Origin of the sequence: Arthrobacter sp. zg-Y895 (genome assembly GCF_020731025.1) — a bacterium.
GTDB lineage: Bacteria > Actinomycetota > Actinomycetes > Actinomycetales > Micrococcaceae > Arthrobacter_B.
The window spans coordinates 72,754-94,300 of record NZ_JAJFZY010000010.1 but is presented as its reverse complement, the minus strand read 5'-3'; the positions used below and the strand labels follow the sequence as shown (position 1 = coordinate 94,300).

The following is a 21,547-nucleotide window of genomic DNA, read 5'->3' as shown; positions in this document are numbered from 1 at the left end:
GTCCAGCGCCCCTGTCGAGTGCCGGGGTGGACCACACAACCAACGGCGTCTGTCCGTAACCTATCGGAAACCTAAGCGCAGGCTGTGAAGCACCGGAAGCCGTTTTTACCTGTGCCCTGCTTGCCCGTCCTGACGCGGGATGCCCGAGGAACGGAATCCAGGTCGGGTAGTGGTTCGAGTAGCCGCTGCGGTGGGGGAGTAATTAACCCCGTACTGAATGGACTCCTGCGTGCCCGCGGTACTCATGTGAATCCGCTGGGATTTTCCTAGTCTTCCCTGCATCGCCCCGGCCATCGCCGGGCTCAGGTTGTGGTCCCTCGACCACGGATATGAGATGCACCAGCAGGGAGAACTGCTTTATATGAACACGCCCGAAAACCCGCAAGACGTGGCGGCAGGACCATTAACCACCCGGCACCCGGCCGCCTCCGGCAGCAAGACCGCACCACCCCTTCCCCAGAGGGAACCATCAGTAGCAAACTCCGGTCCCGTTCCCGCAGGATCGGCGGTTCTTCACGGCGGCCGCACACCGGAGCAGCGCACACTGGTCGATATCATCACCGAAACGGTCTCCGCCTATCCGGGCGCACCCGCCATTGATGACGGATCCGTCTCCTTGAGCTACGCCGAACTTCAGCTCCGGGTGCAGGACCTCGCAAGGCGGCTGTGGGCCGGCGGCATCGGTGCAGGAGACCGGGTGGGAATCTATGTCCCCTCCGGGTCCGTGGATCTGTACACAGCTATTCTCGGTGTGCTGTACTCCGGTGCCGCCTATGTCCCCGTGGACACGGACGAACCGGCCGGCCGTGCCGAAACGGTGTGGGCCGAAGGCGGAGTCTGCGCGGTTATTGAAGCAGGGTTGGAGCTGAACCTGCTCCAGGGCGTCCCCAGCGGCGGACACAGCCCCCAGCCGCACCCCGAAGATGATGCGTGGATCATCTTCACCTCCGGTTCCACGGGCAAGCCCAAGGGGGTGGCCGTCACCCACCGCTCAGCGGCTGCCCTGGTGGATGCCGAATCCTCGCTCTACTGCGTCAGTGCCCCGCTTTCGCCGGGGGACCGGGTCCTGGCCGGGCTGTCCGTCAGCTTTGACGCCTCATGTGAGGAGATGTGGCTGGCGTGGGCCCACGGTGCGTGCCTGGTTCCGGCGCCTCGTTCCGTGGTGCGGTCCGGAGCGGACCTCGGCCCCTGGCTCGTCGAACGGAGAATCACTGCCGTTTCAACAGTGCCCACCCTTGCCGCGCACTGGTCCACCGAGACCCTTGACCGCGTGCGGCTGCTGATCTTCGGCGGTGAAGCCTGCCCGGAGGACCTGGTCCGGCGTCTGGCTGCCCCCGGGCGCGAGGTCTGGAACACCTACGGCCCCACTGAAACCACGGTTATTGCCTGCGGCGCACTTTTGGACGGACAGTCCACCGTCCGGATCGGCCTGCCGCTGAACGGGTGGAGCCTCGCCGTCATCGGCGAAGACGGGACCCCCGTGCGCTGGGGGGAAGTGGGCGAACTGGTCATCGGCGGTGTAGGGGTTTCGCGGTACCTCGACCCGAAAAAGGACGCCGAGAAATTCACCCCGCTTCCCGCCCTCGGATGGGAACGGGCCTACTACAGCGGAGACCACGTCCGCGCAGACCAGGAAGGCCTCGTCTTTGTGGGGCGAGTGGATGAGCAGATCAAGCTGGGCGGCCGGCGGGTTGAGCTCGGCGAGATTGACGATGCCCTAAGCCGGCTGCCGGGCGTGGCCGTGGCTTCAGCCGCCGTCCATTCCACCCAGTCCGGAAACCAGGTGCTGGCCGGATATCTGGTCCCGGCGGCCGGCGCCACCCTGGACCTTGGCGCCGCACGGGCCCAGCTGGCCCAGAACCTGCCGGCATCCATCGTCCCGTCGCTGGGGATCGTCGATGAGCTGCCGATGAAGGCCTCGGGGAAAGTTGACCGCAAGGCCCTGCCCTGGCCCCTGCCTGTTATGGAAACCCCAACCGACGTCCGGGTGGAGCTCAACGCCGATCTGCGATGGCTGGGCCAGCGGTGGACCGATCTCCTCGGACCGCTGCCGCTGACCGAGGAAAGCGATTTCTTTGCCCTGGGCGGAGCCAGCCTGGCTGCCGCCCAATTGGTCTCTGCGCTGCGGGAACGTTACCCGAAGGTCTCGGTCGCCGATATCTACGAGCATCCGACGCTGATCACGATGTCCGAGCACTTGGCGTCACTGCGTGATTCAACCCTGGACGTCCGCGAAACCCCCGAATCGCCCTGGTGGCTGGGGCTGGTCCAGGCGCCGCTGATCGTGGCGCTCTACGGGATCACGGGCCTGCGGTACGTCACCGGCATCGCCGTCGTGTGCATGGTGATGTTCCATGTAGTGGGCAGCCCCTGGACCCCGGATCCACCGGTGGTTCCCACCCTTGCGGCCTGGCTGGCCTTGTACAGCCTGCCGGCACGGATGATCGCCGCGGTGGTCTCGTCCAGGTTGCTGCTCCTGGGAATCGGTCCCGGCATTTATCGGCGCGGCGGCAGCACCCACCTGAGGCTGTGGGCTGCTGAGCGGATAGTGACGTACTGCAAGCTCGAGCCCATCATGGGATCCCCGCTGGGCACCTGGTATGCGCGGCAGTTGGGCTGCAACATCGGTGAAGGCGTGCACCTTGACGCCATGCCGCCCGTTACCGGTTTTGCGTCGATAGGTGACGGGTCCTCCATCGAATACGAAGTAGACCTGGCAGGCCACTGGGTTGAAGGCGGGCAGCTCCACATCGGCAGGATCCAGATCGGTGAAGACGTACGGATCGGTGCACGGTCCACGCTGATGGGCGGGGCGAAGGTAGGCCGCGGAGCGGAAACGGAACCGGGCACCCTGGTCTCCGGCGAAATCCCCGCCTTTGAGCTTTGGGCGGGATCCCAGATGCGGAAGACCGGTAGTGCCGGGGCGGGATGGCCAGAGGAAGCAGCGCCTGCCGCTGAATCCCGAAGAGTACGGTTGCTCTACCCGGCATCCCTGGGCGGCATCGCCTTGTTGAATCTCCTTTCCATAGCGCCCGGATCCGCCCTGATGCTGTGGTTGCTGAACGGTGTTTCCTCTTTCACCGACGCGTTGTGGATCCTGGCCGTCTGGGCACCTGTCTTCGTGGTGATTTCCATGCTGATGTTCCTCGTGCTCACCGCCGCCGTGGTCCGCGGTACAGCTCACCTGATGCCGCCGGGCATGCACCCGGCGGACGGTATAACGGGCTGGGCGTCCTGGTTGAGCAACCTGATGCTGAGCCGGTCGCTGATTACGATGTATCCGATCTACGCCAGCGTGCTCACGCCGGTGTGGATGCGGATCCTGGGTGCGAAGGTCGGCCGGCATGTGGAAATCTCCACTATGGAAACCGTGCCGCACCTGACGCGGCTGGAGGACCGGACCTTCCTGGCGGACCATTCCATGATGTCGGCGCGGCGGGTGCGCCAGGGATGGCTGCACCTCGGTCCCGCGAGTGTCGCGGAACAGTCCTTCGTCGGGAACTCGGCGATCGTGGGGCCGGACACACACGTTCCGGGGAACTCCCTGATCGCGGTACTTTCTTCGGCTCCCAGGAATATGCCGGCGGGCACTTCCTGGTTCGGGCGTCCGGCGGTGGAGCTGCCGAGGCCGGTGCAGGTGGGGGACACCGCACGGACCTACGATCCTCCCCGACGCCTGCTGGTTGCCCGAAGCGCGGTTGAAGCCTGCAGGATCCTGCCTGCGGTGATCACGGCCTGGCTGGCCCTGCTGACAGTGTGGGCGCTGGCCGGACTGTATGACGCCTTCGGGTTCCTCACAGCCGTCCTGTGGTCCGGTCCGGTCCTCCTGTTGAGCGGGATCGCCGCAGCGCTTATCGCCGTAATGGCGAAGTGGCTGCTGGTGGGCCGTTTCGAAACTTCGGAGCACCCGCTGTGGAGTTCGTTTGTCTGGCGGAACGAGCTGGCGGACGTGTTTTCCGAAGCCCTGGCCGTTCCCGGATTGGTGCGGATGAGTCTGGGCACCCCGATGCTCAACGCCTGGCTGCGCTGGATGGGTGCGCGGATCGGCCGCAGTGTTTGGTGCGAAACCTGGTGGCTGCCGGAATTCGACCTGATACAGGTGGGCGACGGAGCGAGCATCAACCGCGGCACGGTACTGCAGACCCATCTTTTCCATGACCGGATCATGCGCCTGGACGAAGTAACGCTGGGCGACGGTTCCACGCTGGGACCCAACAGCATCGTGCTGCCGGGCAGCGCCATCGAAGTGGGCGGCACCGTTGGTGGCTGCTCGTTGGTGATGCGCGGGGAAAGCGTCCCCACGAACAGCGCCTGGTGCGGGAACCCGTTGGCACATTGGGGCCAGAGCCGCCCCACGGAACGCCGTGCCCGTCACCGTAAATCGATCGAGTACAAAACTGTAGGAGCAGGATTATGAGTACATCTACGGACAACACAGGGACAACCGTCTCCCGACGGTTCGGCACCGTGCTTACCGCAATGGTCACGCCCATGGACGAGCGCGGCCAACTGGACCAGACCGGCGCCGAGGAGCTGGCCCGATGGCTGCTGCGGACCGGCTGGAATGACGGCGTGGTGGTCAACGGCACCACCGGGGAGTCCTTCGCTACCTCGGACTGGGAAAAAGCGTCAATGATCCACTCGGCCAAGCGGGTCACCGCGGGCACCGAGCGGAGGGTTATCGCCGGAGTGGGCTCCACCGACACACGGCACAGCATCGAGCTGGCCCGGGCTGCGGCGGAACAGAAGGCGGACGGGCTGCTGGTGGTTGCCCCCTACTATTCACGCCCCACGCAAAAAGGCCTGCTGCGCCACTTCGAAGCCATTGCCGACAGCACCGACCTGCCGGTGATGCTTTACGACATCCCCGCCCGCACCGGCGTCGCAATTGCCCCCGAAACCTTGGTGGCGGCCGGCCGCCACCCGAACATCGTTGCGGTGAAGGACGCCAAGGGGGATCTCGTATCCTCCTCCTGGGTCATGAAGCACAGCGAGCTGGTCTATTACTCGGGTGATGACGCACTGAACCTGCCCCTGATGTCCGTTGGCGCTGTCGGTGTCGTCTCGGTGGTCGGCCATGTCGCCGCTGACCGGCTGCGTGCCCTGACGGTCGCGTACCGGCAGGGCCGGGTGGACGACGCGCTGCAGATTCACCGTGACCTGCTGCCGATCTACACCGGTATGTTCCGGTGCCCCGGCGCGGCATCGGCCAAGGCGGCGCTTCGGAAACTGGGGCTGCCCGCCGGCCCCGTCAGGGGACCGCTGACCGACCTGAGCGAAGAGGAGACTGAACTGCTTGTGGCTGACCTCGCCGCCGCGGGATTGCCGACTACGCTTGCGTCCGGCCCCACACTCCCCGAAACTCTGGCACGGGCGCATTGAGCAAAGGGGGAAGCATGAGCGGGTCGGCTCTGGCAGGGGTGGGCAAACGGCGAGTCGCCGGTGTCGATGCTGCCCGGGGAGCGGCGTTGATTGCCATGATGGCGATCCACATCCTGCCCGCCTGGAACGAGGAGTTCGCACCCACGCTCACCTGGCTTCTGTTCGCCGGCCGAGGAGCCGCCCTTTTTGCACTGCTTGCCGGGATATCGCTGGCCTTTATGTCAGGCGGCAAGCACCCGCCGCGGGGACGGGAGATGGCTGCCGTCCGATACGGGCTTGCGGTGCGCGCTGCCCTCATCACCGTCATCGGGCTGTTGCTCGGCTACCTCGCCATCAACGCCCAGGTGATCCTCGTCTATTACGGCGTGATGTTCCTGCTCGCCCTTCCACTGCTCGGGCTGCGGGTGCGGACCCTGCTGGTTCTTGCTGCAGGTATCGCTGCCGCCGGCCCCGTCCTGATGCACGCCACCAGGGATCTGCTGCCGGATATGAACGGTGTGGAACCCAGCTTCTCCACGCTCGTCGAAGCCCCCGGCGGTGTCCTTGGCCAGGTCCTTCTCTCCGGCACGTATCCCGCACTGCCGTGGATGGCGTACGTCTGCGTCGGTTTGGCTATCGGTCGGCTGGACCTGGCCGAGCGGGGGGTGCAGATTCGGCTGCTGGTGGCCGGCATCGGCCTTGCCCTTGCAACAGCAGTCCTTTCCGCCCTCATCCTTGGCCCCTTCGGCGGGCGGCAACAACTGGTCGACGCGACGTCGGTATGGTCTTCGGCCCCCGAGGGCACCGTTGAGGAGATACTGATCTGGGGGCCGGACCCGGTGATGCCGACAGATTCGTGGTGGTGGCTTGCCTCCTTGGCCCCCTATTCCAGTACGCCGTTGGTGCTGGCCAACACCATCGGCATCTCGGCGGCGTTCCTGGCGGGGCTGCTGCTGCTGGGGCGGGCCAGCGGGCGGCTCCTGCAGCCCTTGGCTCTGTTGGGAAAGATGACCCTGACCCTGTACTCTCTGCACCTGATACTCCTGGCCACCGGGCTGCTCGCGGACCAGCCAGTGCCGGCAATGATTCTCCAGTTGGTCATCCTCTCGGCCTTCGCCGCCATCTGGCTGCGGTACGCCGCCCAGGGGCCGCTGGAAAAGGGTGTTGCCGAAGCCTCGAAGTGGGCGCGGAACAAATACCTGGAGCGCACCGGAGGTCAGCGGAAGAGCCTGACGTCGCCGACAAGGCCGGATCCAGCGGCTGCGGGAACCCAGGCTGAGCCGCTTGCACCGTCGTCGTCGGCACCGCGCGCGGTGGCCTACCCACCTGCCCCGCCCTATCCGCCGGCTCCGCCGGAGCCGGAAGGCCGGGCCCGTCACCGGGCCCGTCAGCGCAGTTGATGCTGTTGAGTCGTGCACGCCGTCTCGGGCTTGCGGCAGCTTCGGTGCTGCTTGCTGCCCTTTTGCTGCATCCTCTCCCGGCCGCCGGCGCGGAGCAGGAGCACGACCCGTGTGCGAGGCTCAACGCGGGCGAAGTCCGCTACTCCGTCCATAAAGCCAAGCGCGTCACTTTCGCGACGGCTGAAAAGTACGGAGCTGCGGAAACCCGCCTCACCGGCTGTGTTTTCGAGGACGGGGGCTATGTGCAGGAATGGCAGTCCTGGGGCTTCAGCGGCCGCAACGGCTTTGCACCCCCGGGCAGCATGTGGGAAAACACCTTGTATTCACCGACCGGGTCCTTCAGCTTCACCGAGGCGCTCGGACGCAGCAACCCGGGCACTGAACTGGAATATCACGAGCTGAATCCCTCCTCCCGGTGGGGCGGGCAGCACGGGGAGACCTATAACCAGTACTTCGAAGGGGAAGGCGCAGGAGCAGACGAGAATCTTTGGCGGTACATGGAGCAGGGCCTCTATGAGCAGGCAGCAGTGATCAATTGGAACCGCCCGCCGGATATGCCGACCCGGCAGGGTGCCTCCTTCGCGATTTTCTTCCATGCCGGGTACGCACCAACGTGGGGATGCATTTCCACGGACCTGGCCACGGTCACACGCTTGCTGCGCAGGGCCGTCCCGGGCGACCGCATCGTTATGGGGACCGTGGAAGACGTTTTCACGGCGTCCACTGCCGCCTCCGAAGCTGCCGCCGCTGCGGCCCGTGCAGAAGAGAAGGCAGCGGCAGTCGAGCACAGGCTGGAGACGCTGACCGGCACGCTGACGACCCTCGGCGTACTGGCGGCGCTGGGGCTGCTGATCCGGCTGGCGCTCAAAAGGGCCGGGCGTCGGCGGAAGCCGCCGGGCTCTCCGCCCAGCGCCGGCACATTCGCCAAGACGGCGGCGTCGGACCGCCAGAGTGCGGCAAGACCACGGACCCATACGGGGTGGTCCCCGCCGGCGGAAGCCCCTCCGGCAGGCGCGTCCCGGCAGCTGGAGCGGACACGGGACCGGCCGCTCGACCGGCCGCTCGACCGGCCGGTGGACAGTGAGCGCGAAGGGAAACCGCGGGAGGACGTTTCTTCACACAATCCCTGATGCGTTTGCGGTGTCGCTTAGAGTTTAAGCGTGAACGAAACACCTGCCGGCGACGGGACGGCCTGGACGGACCCCGACGCAGCCGACGAGGGCAGGTTGCTGTACGAGGAACGGGCGGCCCTGCTCCCCGGGTTGTGGATGCCCCCGGCACCCGATTGGGAGGACCTGCCCGAAGCGGACCGGCAGCGGTGGCGCCAATACGCCCGGGACGCTGAAAACTAAGGCCGGTTCCCGGAGCTACCCGTGGCGAAAACGCCGCACCGTGTCAGGATGTCCGCCATGCGGCAGACCGGATCCCACCATCAACACCCGCACCACGCGCCCGACCCCTACACTCCCGCGACAGGCTCCACGGACCTGAGCATCAGCGAGTATGACCTGACACTGGATTACGACGTCGGCCCCAACCGGCTGAAGGGGCAGGCGCGCCTCGCCGGCTCGGCCCTGGTCGACATTGAACAGCTCACCCTGGACCTGGACCGGCCGATGCGGGTGGAAGAAGTCCTGCTTTGGTGCGCCGGAACTCCGGTGGACGTCCGTTCCTTCCGCCAGCGACGCGGCAAACTGGCGATAACGCCCAGTCGGGAGCTGAAGGCCGGTGACACCTTTCGGCTGGGCATCCGGTACCGGGGCAAACCGCGTGCGGGCAACGGCCTGTGGGGGGACATCGGCTGGGAGGAATTGACCGACGGCGCCCTCGTTGCCGGACAGCCGACCGGGGCTTCGTCCTGGTTTCCCTGCAACGACCTGCCTGCGGACAAAGCACGGTATCGGATCAGCGTGACGGTGGAGTCCGGCTACCGGGTGACGTGCAACGGAGAGCTGGTCTCCCACGAAGACCGCCGCGGCCGGGAGACCTGGGTCTTCGAACAACCCGAACCCATGTCCAGCTACTTGGCGACGGTCCAGATTGGGCGGTACGAGTGCCTGGACCTGCCCGGCGCGGTACCGCAGTCCGTCGTCGTGCCCCCGTCCCTGACCGACCGCGCGAGTGCCGCGCTGTCCCGGCAGGATTCCATGATGACCCTGTTTACCTCCCGGTTCGGGCCCTACCCCTTCGGCCGGTACACGGTGGTGGTGACCGACGACGAGTTGGAGATCCCTTTGGAGGCGCAGTCGGTGTCGGTCTTCGGATGCAACCACCTGGGTTCGGGTTCGGCGTCTTTGGTGGCCCACGAACTTGCGCATCAGTGGTTCGGCAATTCGGTCACGGCGGGCAGTTGGCGGGATATCTGGCTGCACGAGGGTTTCGCAACCTACGCGGAGTGGCTGTGGGCGGAGGCGGCCGACGGCGCCAGCAGCGACCAGCGGGCCGCGGCGGACCTGGAGTGGCTGCAGCACCAGCGGCAGGACCTGCAGCTGGCAGATCCCGGGCCGGCAGCCATGTTCGATGAACGGGTTTACCGGCGCGGAGCGTTGACGCTGCACGTCCTGCGGCGCAGCGCCGGTGACGGGATCTTCTTCGAGCTGCTGCAGGAGTGGACGCAGAAGTACCGGCACGCTTGTGCCGGTACTTCTGACTTTTTGGACCTTGCCGACAAGGCATATGCCGCCGCCGGTGTCTCGGCCAACGGGCTGCTGGGGCCGTGGCTGTTCGAACCCACGGTCCCGTCAGCCGTCTTCAGGGCCTAGCAGCCGTCAGGTCCGCAGGCAGGTCCATCCGCGGATTTCGGCGTCAGGTGAACCAGCGGGTGCGATTCCTGCCAGGCCTGTTCCAGGGCGGAGGCAAACAAGTCGGCAGGCTGCGCACCGGAAATGCCGTATTTGTCATCGAGCACGAAGAACGGGACTCCGCTGATCCCCAGGGAGCGTGCCTGGGCAATGTCGGTGCGAACGGCATCGGCGTATTCGTCACTGGCCAGCACGGCCTTCACCCGGTCCGCGGGCAGTCCGATACCGGTGCCGATTTCCAGCAGGTCGTCAGCGGAGCCGATGTTCATGCCCTTTTCGAAGTGGGCCGAAAGCAGTGCTTCCTTGGCGGCGTCGGCGGTCTTGAGCCCGCCTTCCGCCTTGGCCAGGTGGATCAGGCGGTGGGCGGAGAAGCTGTTGGCCACCACGAGGGAGTCGTAGTCATAGGACAGTCCCTCGCCGGCGGCCTGGACGGTTACCTGATCCAGCATTCCGGCGAGCTGTTCGGGGTCGATGCCCTTGCGCTCGCTGAGGTACTCGACTTCGGTGCCGTCAAAGTGGTCCGGCAGGGACGGGTCGAGCTGGAAACTGTGCCAGTGGACTTCCACCTCGTCCCGATGCGGGAAACGGGCGAGGGCTGTCTCGAAGCGGCGCTTGCCGATGTAGCACCACGGGCAGGCAATGTCGGACCAGATATCAATCTTCATATCGGGTGCAACGCGCCAAGGGCCGGGAGCCATTCCCGCAGTGCTCAACGAATCGAACATCTGCGGTAATGATTCCCGGCCCTTGCTGAAGCGGATACTGAAGCGGTATCCGCCTCGCCGCCCCCAAGCGGCTATGCCGTGGCCAGCTCCTGCGATTCATGCAGGAAGCGGGCGTAGGCAGGCACGGTGAGGAAGGTGGGGAAATGTTCCCCGCAGGCAACTTCCTCAAAGAGTTCGCGGGCGTCGTCGAAGCGGTCGCCCTCGAAGCGTTGCAGGTTCGTGAACTCCTCGTCGAGCAGTTCCTCCACCCACTGGTGGGTCACGACGTCGCCCTCGTCGGTCACGGCGGAGCTGTGGATCCACTGCCAGATCTGCGACCGGGAGATTTCCGCGGTGGCGGCGTCTTCCATCAGGTTGTTGATGGCGGCCGCACCGTTGCCCCGCAGCCAGGACTCGATGTAGCGGATGCCCACCTCGATGTTGCTGCGGATGCCGGCCTCGGTGATGACGCCGGGCGTGGAAGCGATGTCCAGCAGTGCCTTGTCGTTGGGCACCACGTCTTCGCGGGTCTTCTCCAGCTGGTTGGGACGGTCGCCGAGCACCCCGTCGAACACCTCCATGGCCACGGGGACCAGGTCCGGGTGCGCCACCCAGGATCCGTCGAAACCGTCGCCGGCCTCGCGGGTCTTGTCGGCGCGCACCTTCTCCATGGCGACGTCGTTGGCTGCGGCGTCCTTGCGGTTCGGGATGAAGGCAGCCATGCCGCCGATGGCGTGGGCGCCGCGGCGGTGGCAGGCCCGGACCAGCTGCTCGGTGTAGGCACGCATGAACGGTGCGGTCATGGTGACCATGTTGCGGTCCGGCAGCACGAACCGGGGTCCGCGGGTCCGGAAGTTCTTGATGACCGAGAAGATGTAGTCCCAGCGGCCGGCATTCAGGCCTGCAGCGTGGTCCCGCAGTTCGTAGAGGATTTCCTCCATCTCGAACGCGGCGGTGATGGTTTCAATCAGGACCGTGGCGCGGATGGTTCCCTGCGGGATGCCGAGCAGGTCCTGGGCCAGGACAAAGATGTCATTCCAGAGCCGTGCCTCGAGGTGGTTTTCAATCTTCGGCAGGTAGAAGTAGGGGCCGCGGCCCTGGGAGATCAGGCGCTGGGCGTTGTGGAAGAAGTACAGCCCGAAGTCTACGAGGCCGCCGGCGATCGGGGTGTTGTCCACCAGCATGTGCTTTTCCGGCAGGTGCCAGCCGCGGGGGCGGACCACGATGGTGGGCAGCTCGGTGAGTGAGGCACCCTGCACCCGGTATTCCTTGCCCTCCGGGGACGTGAAGTCTATCCGGCGGTCCAGTGCGTCGCGCAGGTTCAACTGGCCGTTGATGACGTTGGACCACGACGGCGTGGAGGAGTCCTCCATGTCGGCCAGCCATACCTTCGCACCGGAGTTCAGGGCGTTGATGGTCATCTTCCGGTCCACCGGGCCGGTGATTTCCACCCGCCGGTCTTCCAGCCCCGGTGCCGTGGGGGCCACCTGCCAGGTGTCGTCCTCGCGGATGTTCCGGGTTTCGGGCAGGAACGTCGGGTCCGCACCGTTGGAAATCTGCGTCCGGCGGGCCTGGCGCTGCTGAAGGAGTTCCTGCCGGCGGGTGGCCGTGGCCCGGTGCAGCGCCTTGACGAAGTCCAACGCCTGCGGGGTGAGGATTTCCTCCTGCCGCCGCACTGCGGGAGCGGTGAGGGAAATGCCGTTCAGGGTGATCGGGTCATTCATGGCGTTCTCCTTGTGGTCTTTCAAAACTGTGGCGGTGTTGCCGCGGGGGCGCCGCTGCGGATGCAGCCGGCGCCCCCGCGGTACCGGGGTTTAGTGGAACTGGCTGGACTCCGTGGAGCCGGCCAGGGCCAGGGTGCTGCCTTCGGGGTTCAGTGCCGTGGCGATGGCGTCGAAGTAGCCGGTGCCGACCTCACGCTGGTGCTTGGTGGCGGTGTAGCCGCGGGATTCGGAGCCGAACTCCTTTTCCTGCAGTTCCACGTAGGCGCTCATGCCGGAGCGGGCGTAGCCGTGCGCCAGGTCGAACATGGAGTAGTTCAGGGCGTGGAAGCCGGCCAGGGTGATGAACTGGAACTTGAAGCCCATGGCGCCGAGTTCGCGCTGGAACTTGGCGATGGTCTCGTCGTCCAGGTGCTTCTTCCAGTTGAAGGACGGCGAGCAGTTGTACGCCAGCATCTGGTCGGGGAATTCGGACCGCACGGACTCGGCGAACTTACGGGCCATCTCCAGGTCCGGCGTGCCGGTTTCCATCCAGATCAGGTCCGAGTACGGGGCGTAGGCCTTGGCCCGGGCGATGCAGGGCTCAATGCCGTTGCGCACCTTGTAGAAGCCTTCCGCGGTGCGCTCGCCGGTGATGAACTCCTGGTCCCGCTCGTCGACGTCGGAAGTGATGAGCGTGGCTGCCTCGGCGTCGGTGCGGGCAATCACCACGGTGGGCGTGCCGGCGACGTCGGCCGCGAGACGGGCGGCGTTCAGGGTGCGGATGTGCTGGCCGGTGGGGATGAGGACCTTGCCGCCGAGGTGGCCGCACTTCTTCTCCGAGGCAAGCTGGTCTTCCCAGTGAACGCCAGAGGCGCCCGAGGTGATCATGGCCTTCATCAGTTCGTAGGCGTTCAGCGGGCCGCCGAAGCCGGCCTCGGCGTCAGCCACGATCGGCACCAGGTAGTCCTCGACGCTCTGGATGCCTTCGGCGAATTCGATCTGGTCGGCGCGCAGCAGGGCGTTGTTGATGCGGCGGACCACGGTGGGAACCGAGTTGGCCGGGTAGAGGGACTGGTCCGGGTAGGTGTGGCCGGAGTTGTTCGCATCGGCGGCAACCTGCCAGCCGGAGAGGTAAATGGCCTTGAGCCCGGCCTTGACCTGCTGGACGGCCTGGTTGCCGGTGAGGGCGCCCAGGGCGTTGGTGTAGCCGTCATCGCCGGCGTTCCGCAGCTGGTCCCAGAGCTTTTCGGAACCGCGGCGGGCCAGCGTGTGCTCTTCCTGGACGCGGCCGCGCAGCTTGACGACGTCGTCGGCGGTGTAGTCGCGCTCGATGCCGTCCCAGCGGGGGTTGGTCTCCCAGTCGGAAGTGAGCTGTTCTGCTGTGGGGGCGGTGAACTGGTCCTGGCTCATGCTTGTATCTCCTTGAATTCATTCATTCAAACCGGTCCGCTTCAAACCGGAATTTCCTGCTGTGAACTAAGCCTGTGCCAACAACAAGCCCTCTTCTAGGGGTTTTCTATGGAAAGAAATGCGATTCTTCGCGTAATCTGAAAATGTGACGCCTACTACATGGAACAGACCCGCTCCTGACTCTCCGAAGGGCGGATTGGGGCCCGACGCCGAGCGCACGCTGGACGTGATTAGCCTCGGCCGCCGCGTGCGGCACCTGCGCAAGGCCAAGGGCATGACGCTCGATGACCTGGGTGCCGCCGTCGGAACCGTGGCGTCCCAGCTGTCCCTGATCGAGAACGGCAAGCGGGAGCCGAAGCTCGGCATGATGCAGGCGCTGGCCGCTGCGCTGGATGTCAGCATCGATTCCCTGCTGGGCTCGGAGCCGCCCAGCCGGCGTGCCGCGCTCGAAATCGAACTCGAGCGGGCGCAGCGCGGCCCGCTCTATGCTTCCCTGGGCCTGCCGAAGGTGCGGATCGGTTCGCGGCTGCCCATCGACGTCCTGGAATCCCTGGTGGGGCTGCAGGCCGAGCTCGAGCGCCGGCTCAACGAGCAGGTGGCCACCCCGGAGGAGGCCCGCCGGGCCAACGGCGAACTGCGGGCCATGATGCGTGAGCGCAACAACTACTTCCCCGAATACGAGGCCGAGGCGCAGAAGGTGCTGGATTCGGTGGGGCACACGTCCGGTCCGCTGTCCCAGCATGTGATCGCCGATATTGCGGCTCATCTGGGTTTCAGCCTGCACCACGTCAACGACCTGCCGCACTCCACGCGCTCCGTCACCGACCTGAAGAACCGGCGCATCTACCTGACCCAGTCACAGCGTTCGGACCACGATCCGCGGTCGGTGCTGCTGCAGGCGCTGGGGCACTACGTGCTTCAGCACCAGACGCCCAGCAGCTACGGGGAATTCCTGGGCCAGCGGGTGGCCACGAACTACTTCGCCGCCGCGCTGCTGCTGCCGGAGAAAGCCACGGTGGAGTTCCTGCAGCGGGCCAAGGCTGCCAAGGAGATTGCCGTGGAGGACATCCGTGATGCCTTCGCGGTGTCCTATGAAACTGCTGCGCACCGGTTCACTAATCTCGCCACCGAGCATTTGGGGATTCCCACCCATTTCCAGAAGGTGCACGAGAGCGGCATTGTCTACAAGGCATATGAGAACGACGGCGTGACGTTCCCTGCGGACCACACGGGCGCCATTGAGGGCCAGCCGATCTGCCGGTACTGGACCTCTCGGGAGGTCTTTTCCGTGCCGGACCAGTTCAGTGCGTTCAACCAGTACACCGACACTCCGGCCGGCACCTACTGGTGCACGGCACGTACGGAACGGGGTTCGGCCGGGAAGTTTTCGCTCAGCATCGGGGTGCCGTACCAGCACGTGAAGTGGTTCCGGGGCCGGGACACCACCGAACGTTCCAAATCCCGCTGTCCCGATCCGGACTGCTGCCGCACCCCGCCGGGGGAGCTGGCGTCCGAGTGGTCCGGCTTTGCCTGGCCCAGCGCACGGGCACATTCGCACCTGCTGGCTGCCCTGCCGCCCGGCGCGTTCCCCGGCGTGGACGAGACCGAGGTGTATTCCTTCCTGCAGGCGCATTCGGAGGGGTAGCGCCACCACGGGGGCATGTCACAGACGCAGCGGCTGTTTCGTCATCTCTGATGTAGGTATTTCCTCATCAAGGAGCAGACGATGAACCTCATACTGTGGATTGCCACCGGGATGCTGGCGGCTGTAGCCCTGGCCAGCGGACTGCTCAAGCTATGCGTTCCAAAGGCCAAACTCGCTGCGGCCAAGGGAGGGGGATGGGCTGCCGATGTCAGTGGCGGATTCGTCAAGACCCTTGGTGTCCTCGAAGTCATGGCTGCGGCGGGCCTGATCCTGCCTGCTGTCTCCGGGGTTGCCCCCTTTCTGGTGCCGGTGACCGCTATCTGCTGGGTCCTGCTGATGATCGGCGCGATGATCACGCACGGCCGGCGCAGCGAGGCCCCGTTGATGCTGGTCAACCTGGTGTATTTGGCACTGGCCGCCTTCATCGCGTGGGGCCGGCTGGGTCCCGAGCGTTTTGTTGCGTGAGCGGTCCCGGGACTCCTGCGGGGCTTGAAACTCGTTGACCCATCGCGGAGGGTGGTGGTCACCCCAGCGATGCCGCCCGGCTGCGGGCGGCATCGCTCATGGAAAGAGGTACCCCGGTGGGCCGGACCGAAGAGTTCCTGGCGTTGCGGCCGCTGCTGTTCTCGATCGCCTATCGCATTCTGGGCAGCGTGAGCGAGGCAGAGGACGTGCTGCAGAATACCTGGCTGCGGTACGAGGCTTACCCCGGGGAGCCCCGCTCTCCGAAGTCCTTCCTCTCCACCGCGGTGACCCGGAGCTCGATCGACGTGCTGCGTTCGGCGCGGGTCCAGCGGGAGGAATACGTCGGCACCTGGTTCCCCGAACCGCTGGTCGACGATCCATATGAGGATCCGGCCCGGGCCGCTGAGCTTGCCGATTCGGTGTCACTGGCGGCGCTGCTGTTGCTGGAACGCCTCAGCCCGCTGGAACGGGCGGTCTTCGTCCTGCGGGAGGTCTTCGACTTCGGCTACCCAGAGGTCGCCTCCGCGGTCGGGCGGTCGGAGGCCGCCTGCCGCCAGCTGGCGGTGCGGGCACGGGACCACATGGCAGCAGGCAGGACACGTTTCGCGGCGGACCGAACCGAGCATTCCGAACTGGCGGCGAGGTTCTTCGACGCCCTCCGTGACGGTGACATCGCCGGCCTGCAGAAAGTGCTCGCCTCTGACGTGTCGATGGTCGGCGACGGCGGCGGCAACGCCCCGCAGTTGGCTCGCCCGATTATCGGCGCCGCAAACGTGGCCCGTCTGCTGGCCGCAGTTTTCCCCCGCATGGTCCGGCTGGACATCACCATCGAGCAGCACGAAATCAATCGGCAACCCGGCGCGATAGTCCGTGACCGGGACGGGCGGGTGCTGACCACGGTGGTGCTTGACATGCTCGATGGGCGGATCCAAGCGATCCGCTCGGTCATCAATCCCGACAAGCTACGGCATCTGGGAGCAGTAGCGGACGCCTGGGAACTCAACCGTGAAGTAAGAGCACTGGGGAACTGAGCCAGCAGCGGGGTTGGACTGCCGGCCCGGTACGGGATAAGCGCTGGTTCAGGGTTTTGGTTTCGCCTAGGGTGTTGGCATGCCCGAGATGCCTGAAGTGCAGGGACTGGTCGATTACCTGCGGTCAAAGCTGCTCCCGCCCGATGCCCCCGCACTGGTGATCGACAACGTCGAAGTGCTGTCCTTTCCCGTGCTGAAAACCGCTGCGGTGCCGCTGGAGGAGCTCTACGCAGGCCCGGTGTCCGACGTCGAACGCCGGGGAAAGTTCCTGGTCGTCACCGCCGGGGGAGTGCATTTGGTGATGCACCTGGCCAAGGCGGGCTGGCTGCGCTGGTCCGATGCGTTGAAGCCGGGACGGCTGCGACCGGGCCGGGGAGCGATGGCGCTGCGGGTGCGTTTCGCAACGGAGGACGGCTCGGCGCAACCGGGCTTTGACCTCACGGAAGCTGGGACTCGGAAGTCGCTGGCGGTCTACGTTGTCCGGGACCTCGCGGACGTCCCCGGGATTGCCCGGCTGGGGCCGGAAGCGCTCGACGTCGGCCCGGCGGCTTTCGAGGAGCTGGTCGGCTCCCATCACGGCCAGATCAAGGGTCTGCTGCGGGACCAATCAGCCATCGCGGGGATCGGCAATGCCTACAGCGACGAGATTCTGCATGCAGCACATCTGTCTCCGTTTGCCATCGGCGCCAAGCTCGGACCGGGCGAGGTCCAACGGTTGTTCGAAGCCATGGGTGCCGTCCTGGAATCTGCAATCGAGAATGCGTCCGGGCGTCCCGCCGCGGAATTAAAGGACTCCAAGCGGCAGGCCATGCGGGTGCATGCGCGGACCGGTGAGCCCTGCCCGGTGTGCGGGGACACCGTCCGGGAGGTGGCCTTCGCGGATTCCTCCCTGCAGTACTGCCCCACCTGCCAGACCGGCGGCAAGCTGCTGGCGGACCGGAGGATGTCCCGGCTGCTGAAGTAGCTTCGCGGCCGGGCTTCCGGCAGAAAAACAGCGGGCCCCGGATTTCTCCGGGGCCCGCTGTTTTTATGTTGTGCTGTTTATCTTGCCGGTGTGTTTCGGTGCCAGGCCCCTACGGGCTTAGCGGCAACCACCGTTGTTTTCCGTGTAGGTGTCCAGGCGGTGAATGAACGCCGCCATGGCCTCGCGGGAAACGTTCTCACCCGGGTGGTAGCTGCTGTCCGGGTAACCGGTAGACACTCCGGATGCCTTCATCCAGGAGATCTCCCGGTGGAACTGGTCGTTGGTCGGAACGTCCGTGAAGGAAGCCGTGCCCGGAGCTTGGTAGCCCTCGGCGGCGTCGATCCCGCACTTCTCCCCGGCAAACCGGTTCATGAAGGCAGCCATCGCGTCACGCTTGACCGGTGCCACCGGGCGGAAGGTGCCGTCCGGGTAACCGGTAGTGATGCCCGATTCGGCCAGCCACGAGATCTCCTTGTAGAACTGCGTGCTCGGCGTGACGTCCGTGAACGGCGACACGTCCGGCGCGTCGTAGTTCGGCGAACCCGCGAGACGGTACAGGAACGCCGCCATTGCATCGCGGTTGATGGAACCGGCCGGACGGTAGGTGCCGTCCTCGTAGCCGGTGGTCAGCCCCTGGTCAGCCATCCAGTTGATGTCCGATTCGAACATGGTGCCCGGAACATCCGGGAACCGCAGCGGAGCAACTTCCACCTGAGTGACCTGGTCCTTGACGCCCTCGGCGTTGTGGTGGTGCAGGAACAGTGCCTTGGCGCCCGTGGTGCTGGCCTGACGGTTGACCGTAAGGGTTGCGCCGTCCTCTTCCGCGTAGACGAAGGCAGCAGGGCTGTTGCTCTGGAACCAAACGGCCGGCTGGCTGAGGTTGAACGGAATCCATGCGGTGGTGTCAACCGGAACCCGCTCGCCGGACTCATCCACGTTGATGGCGTTGGTGGTGGAGATGCGGTACTGGATCGGTTGTGACTTCGTGAGATCCAGGCCAAGGGAACCGGCCGGAATCGGCAGGGTCATCACGTTGGTGTCGAAGACATTGCTGTCGACGTTGCCCACGGTACCGTTCACCGGGTAGGAACCCGGGAGCGGGGTGCCCAGCACGAGCCCTCCGTCCGCATCGACGCCCGTCACCGGAGCAATGCGGAAGACGCTCTGGTCAAGACCCGTGATCCGGGTGGTGACGGCCACGAAGTTGGGTACACCGTCGGAGTTGGTATCCAGCTCGACCAGGATCGTGCTGTTACCGCTGATCGTGGCCCAGTTTTCCCAGGTGCTCAATCCGATGTTCAGGACAGCCGCGTTCAGGTTGGTGCTCCCTGCAGCAGTCAGTGCCGGAACGTTGGACGAAGCACCGACGTTGCGCAGGTCCAGGCCGTAGAGGGAATCCAGCGCAAGATCGCTCCTGCGCGGGCTTTCCTCGCCCAGCACCAGCGGCGTCATCATCGAAACATAAGCCTCGGTGCCTTCGCCCTGGGCCAGTCCGCGACCGGTGAAGGTGACGGACGTAGCCAGGTCTGCCGCGCCGGCAAACGAGATCTTGGAGCTTGCCTGCATGTCGGACGTCGGCTTCGGTGCGGAGTAGACCGGCACCCGCAGGGCCGGCGATCCTTCGCTCGTCAGTTGGATGCGGCCCGATTCTTCGGCGATGTACTGGCGCGCGGTGGCGCCAGTGCCCTGGGTCCGCTCGGCCGCCGGGTCGATCCGCTTTGCCAGCGCGGTGGGATCCGCAATGCTCAGCGTGACCGGGATGGTGGCAGTAGCGTTGGCGGGAACCTGCACGGGTGCAGTGCTGACGCTGATGCTGACGCCGGGCATGTCGGTTGCGGGCAGGTACTCGGGCGTGTACGTCTTCGGTGAATCGCCCTTGTTCTCGACCGTGATGGTGCGCGTGATCTCGACCGGCTCGGCTCCGACTTCCAGGACGCCGAAGTTCATGGACGTCAGGCGCGGGTTGTCTGCGTCGTAGGCCAGGACCTTCGTGTTCAGGGCGTCCAGGGCGTCAACGCGTCCGGATCCAACGCGGTTCGGCGCATGGACTACGCCTTCACCGGCGAATACGTCGTGGGTCGCCGTGTTCATGATGATCGACTTGACCTCGTACGGGTTGTAATCCGTCGCGCCCACAACGAGTGCGGCAATACCCGCTACGTTCGGGGCAGCCATCGAGGTGCCGGATTTGATGGAGGCGCCGGTGCCGGTGCCAACCTGGGCGGACTTGATCTGCGTTCCCGGGGCGGCGACGTCGGGCTTGATCACGCCGTTGGAGCCGTGGACGCCGCGCGAGGAGCTGGCGTTCAGGGTGTCCAGCGCGCCGGACTGTCCGGTCACGCTGCCCACCAGCTCGGGAGCGAGCTGAATCTGCAGGGTCCCGGCCTCGGCGGCCGGCCGCAGCTGCTCGCTGGATTCGCGGGTGAACTGGAAGCCGGGGATCGTAGCGTTTCCGGCAATACCGGCCGAGAAGCCGTTCAGGGTGGAGTCAAGGACGACGCCGGCGTAGCCGGCGGCTGCGGCGTTGTTCCAGCGGACGGCCGAACCGCATTCGCGCGTGGCGGAGTTGTCATCCCAGGTCAGCCAGACCCATTTGCCCGCATTGGCGCCCGCGGGTTCCAGTGCGGCGCAGCCGTCGGAGTTGCCGCCCTGCGGCGCCATCACCACGGTGCCCGTCCGAGCGGCCTCGGAGGCGGAGGCGTAGTCGAAGCTGGAGGTGTACTGGCCCTTGCCGGTTCCGGCAGTCGGAGCCAGGACACGTGCAGCGTCCAGGGTGGTCTGGGACCCGACGCTGTTCGCCACGGTCAGTGCAGTCTCGGCGCTGCCGGGGGAGCCGCCGATATCGTAGATGTCGCCGGAGTTGCCCGAGGACACGACCGAGAGGATGCCCTGGGCCGTGAGCGCATTGACAATGTCGTTTTCGGGATCGTCATAGGCGGGGAAAGCGGAACCCAGGGACATGTTCACAACCTGGGCGCGGTCGCTGAAGTCGCCGTCATCGTTCGGGTCCAGGACGTAGTCCAGGGCCTGGCCGACAACCTCGGAGGAGCCGACGCAGCCGAAGACACGGACGCTGACGAGCTTGGCGTTCGGTGCGGTGCCCGGGCCGATGCCCATGGCGTTCACCTGGTCGCCGGTGAGCGTGGAGTAGTCCCCGCTGAACGTGGTTCCGTCAGCGTTGGTGCCGTAGCCCGCTGCCGTTCCCGCAACGTGGGTGCCGTGGCTCCCGCAGTCCAGGGGGTTGGCGTCCGGGACAGGGATGGGGCTGTACGTGGCGGGGTCGGTGGGATCCGCGTTGTAGGCGTCACCGACGAGGTCCCAGCCGCCGGCGAACTTGGCCGGATCGTAAAGGCCCAAGTTTGCTGCCGGGATAGTGGGCGAAGCCTGCGCCGCCGCAAACGCTTCGGGGGTGCCCGGGCCGCCGAAGTCCGAGTGCGTGTAGTCCAGGCCGGTGTCGAGGACGGCAATGGTGACGCCCTCACCGGTCTGGGACCGCTGCACCCAGGAATCCACGGCACGGACGTCAATATCCCCGCCCTTGTTGTCAAAGGTCTTGGGAACGATGCCGGTGATCTTGACGACGTCGCCGCGTGCTGCCAGCGCCCTGATTGCCTCAGCGTCGCCGTTGATGGCAACACCCGGGATGGTGTTGGTGGTGGTGTAAAGAATGGATGAGGAAGCGGCCTGGGCAACTTCTTCGGCCTTCGTCTCGATGCCGCTGCGGATTTCCTGCACCTGGCCGGACTTGTTCAGCGGTTCGGCGAGTCCTTCGAGTACTTCCACGGGCTGGGTCTGTTCATAGGCGCCTTTGCCGCTGAACTGTACGAAAACCGAGACCGGGCCCTGCTTGGTTTCGAGATCCGGTGAAACCTTGAAATCAGGCGTAACCGTTTCGATTCCCCGAATGGTCGGTTCCTCGTTTGCGGTCCCCTCAGTGGCCGCAGCCGGTGCCCACATGCTGGAGGCGAGGGCAAAGCCTGCGACTGTTGCCAGCGCTGCCTTTCCTGCTCTCCGGTGGTTTGGATTGTTCATACTTCTCCCTCAAAAGAGGCCGCCGGGGCCA

The 21,547-nt window shown here is 65.8% G+C and carries 14 protein-coding genes; 10 read left to right on the top strand and 4 right to left on the bottom strand.

Annotated features, from left to right (window positions below):
• The first annotated feature begins 361 nt into the window (after positions 1-361).
• Genes LJ760_RS14830 through LJ760_RS14805 form a run of 6 tightly spaced genes read left to right on the top strand, consistent with a single transcriptional unit; the run spans position 362 to position 9,523 of the window.
• Positions 362-4,417 carry a Pls/PosA family non-ribosomal peptide synthetase gene (locus tag LJ760_RS14830; protein WP_227924085.1) on the top strand — a complete coding sequence of 1,352 codons (4,056 nt, stop codon included), beginning with the start codon at positions 362-364 and terminating at the stop codon, positions 4,415-4,417.
• Positions 4,414-5,382 (top strand): 4-hydroxy-tetrahydrodipicolinate synthase, encoded by a 969-nt coding sequence (gene dapA / locus LJ760_RS14825; RefSeq protein WP_227924083.1) that lies wholly within the window; start codon positions 4,414-4,416, stop codon positions 5,380-5,382. The genes LJ760_RS14830 and dapA overlap by 4 nt, the downstream gene beginning before the upstream one ends.
• A 14-nt stretch (positions 5,383-5,396) precedes the next feature.
• Positions 5,397-6,761, top strand: coding sequence for a heparan-alpha-glucosaminide N-acetyltransferase domain-containing protein (locus tag LJ760_RS14820; RefSeq protein WP_227924082.1), 1,365 nt, complete (start codon positions 5,397-5,399; stop codon positions 6,759-6,761).
• 5 nt (positions 6,762-6,766) lie between these two features.
• Positions 6,767-7,891, top strand: coding sequence for a hypothetical protein (locus LJ760_RS14815; RefSeq protein ID WP_227924080.1), 1,125 nt, complete (start codon positions 6,767-6,769; stop codon positions 7,889-7,891).
• Positions 7,892-7,921: 30 nt separating this feature from the next.
• Positions 7,922-8,113, top strand: a complete 192-nt coding sequence (locus LJ760_RS14810; RefSeq protein ID WP_227924079.1) for a hypothetical protein — start codon at positions 7,922-7,924, stop codon at positions 8,111-8,113.
• A gap of 57 nt (positions 8,114-8,170) precedes the next feature.
• Positions 8,171-9,523, top strand: coding sequence for a M1 family metallopeptidase (locus LJ760_RS14805; protein WP_227924077.1), 1,353 nt, complete (start codon positions 8,171-8,173; stop codon positions 9,521-9,523).
• On the opposite strand, the gene LJ760_RS14800 is transcribed toward LJ760_RS14805, so the two are convergent.
• The 3 genes from LJ760_RS14800 to aceA form a co-directional block, all read right to left on the bottom strand.
• A complete protein-coding gene (locus tag LJ760_RS14800; protein ID WP_227924076.1) occupies positions 9,520-10,227 on the bottom strand; it encodes a DsbA family oxidoreductase in 708 nt (235 codons plus the stop codon). The genes LJ760_RS14805 and LJ760_RS14800 overlap by 4 nt on opposite strands.
• Before the next feature lie 131 nt (positions 10,228-10,358).
• A complete protein-coding gene (gene aceB, locus LJ760_RS14795; RefSeq protein ID WP_227924073.1) occupies positions 10,359-11,990 on the bottom strand; it encodes a malate synthase A in 1,632 nt (543 codons plus the stop codon).
• Positions 11,991-12,080: 90 nt separating this feature from the next.
• Positions 12,081-13,379, bottom strand: a complete 1,299-nt coding sequence (gene aceA / locus LJ760_RS14790) for an isocitrate lyase (protein WP_227924072.1) — start codon at positions 13,377-13,379, stop codon at positions 12,081-12,083.
• Positions 13,380-13,524: 145 nt separating this feature from the next.
• Between aceA and LJ760_RS14785 the strand changes: the two genes are divergently transcribed.
• The 4 genes from LJ760_RS14785 (at position 13,525) to LJ760_RS14770 (ending at position 17,484) form a co-directional block, all read left to right on the top strand.
• The gene (locus tag LJ760_RS14785) at positions 13,525-15,024 is read left to right on the top strand and encodes a helix-turn-helix transcriptional regulator (protein ID WP_227924070.1); all 1,500 of its coding nucleotides are present in this window, start codon (positions 13,525-13,527) and stop codon (positions 15,022-15,024) included.
• Between the two features lie 81 nt (positions 15,025-15,105).
• Entirely contained in the window at positions 15,106-15,489 is a 384-nt protein-coding gene (locus tag LJ760_RS14780) for a DoxX family protein (RefSeq protein WP_227924068.1), read from the top strand.
• A 98-nt stretch (positions 15,490-15,587) separates the two neighbouring features.
• Positions 15,588-16,520 (top strand): RNA polymerase sigma-70 factor, encoded by a 933-nt coding sequence (locus LJ760_RS14775; protein ID WP_227924067.1) that lies wholly within the window; start codon positions 15,588-15,590, stop codon positions 16,518-16,520.
• 79 nt (positions 16,521-16,599) lie between these two features.
• Complete coding sequence (locus LJ760_RS14770) at positions 16,600-17,484, top strand: DNA-formamidopyrimidine glycosylase family protein (RefSeq protein ID WP_227924066.1); 885 nt, start codon at positions 16,600-16,602, stop codon at positions 17,482-17,484.
• 117 nt (positions 17,485-17,601) lie between these two features.
• Here LJ760_RS14770 and LJ760_RS14765 read toward each other — a convergent pair whose 3' ends face one another.
• On the bottom strand, positions 17,602-21,516 hold the full coding sequence (locus LJ760_RS14765; protein WP_227924064.1) for a S8 family serine peptidase: 3,915 nt from the start codon (positions 21,514-21,516) through the stop codon (positions 17,602-17,604).
• Positions 21,517-21,547: the final 31 nt, after the last annotated feature.

Coding starts and splice junctions, on each gene's coding strand:
- aceA (WP_227924072.1), bottom strand. CDS start 13,379: ATGAGCCAGGACCAGTTCACCGCCCCCACAGCAGAACAGCTCACTTCC.
- LJ760_RS14820 (WP_227924082.1), top strand. CDS start 5,397: ATGAGCGGGTCGGCTCTGGCAGGGGTGGGCAAACGGCGAGTCGCCGGT.
- aceB (WP_227924073.1), bottom strand. CDS start 11,990: ATGAATGACCCGATCACCCTGAACGGCATTTCCCTCACCGCTCCCGCA.
- LJ760_RS14780 (WP_227924068.1), top strand. CDS start 15,106: ATGAACCTCATACTGTGGATTGCCACCGGGATGCTGGCGGCTGTAGCC.
- LJ760_RS14805 (WP_227924077.1), top strand. CDS start 8,171: ATGCGGCAGACCGGATCCCACCATCAACACCCGCACCACGCGCCCGAC.
- LJ760_RS14830 (WP_227924085.1), top strand. CDS start 362: ATGAACACGCCCGAAAACCCGCAAGACGTGGCGGCAGGACCATTAACC.
- LJ760_RS14800 (WP_227924076.1), bottom strand. CDS start 10,227: ATGAAGATTGATATCTGGTCCGACATTGCCTGCCCGTGGTGCTACATC.
- dapA (WP_227924083.1), top strand. CDS start 4,414: ATGAGTACATCTACGGACAACACAGGGACAACCGTCTCCCGACGGTTC.
- LJ760_RS14770 (WP_227924066.1), top strand. CDS start 16,600: ATGCCCGAGATGCCTGAAGTGCAGGGACTGGTCGATTACCTGCGGTCA.
- LJ760_RS14765 (WP_227924064.1), bottom strand. CDS start 21,516: ATGAACAATCCAAACCACCGGAGAGCAGGAAAGGCAGCGCTGGCAACA.
- LJ760_RS14775 (WP_227924067.1), top strand. CDS start 15,588: ATGGAAAGAGGTACCCCGGTGGGCCGGACCGAAGAGTTCCTGGCGTTG.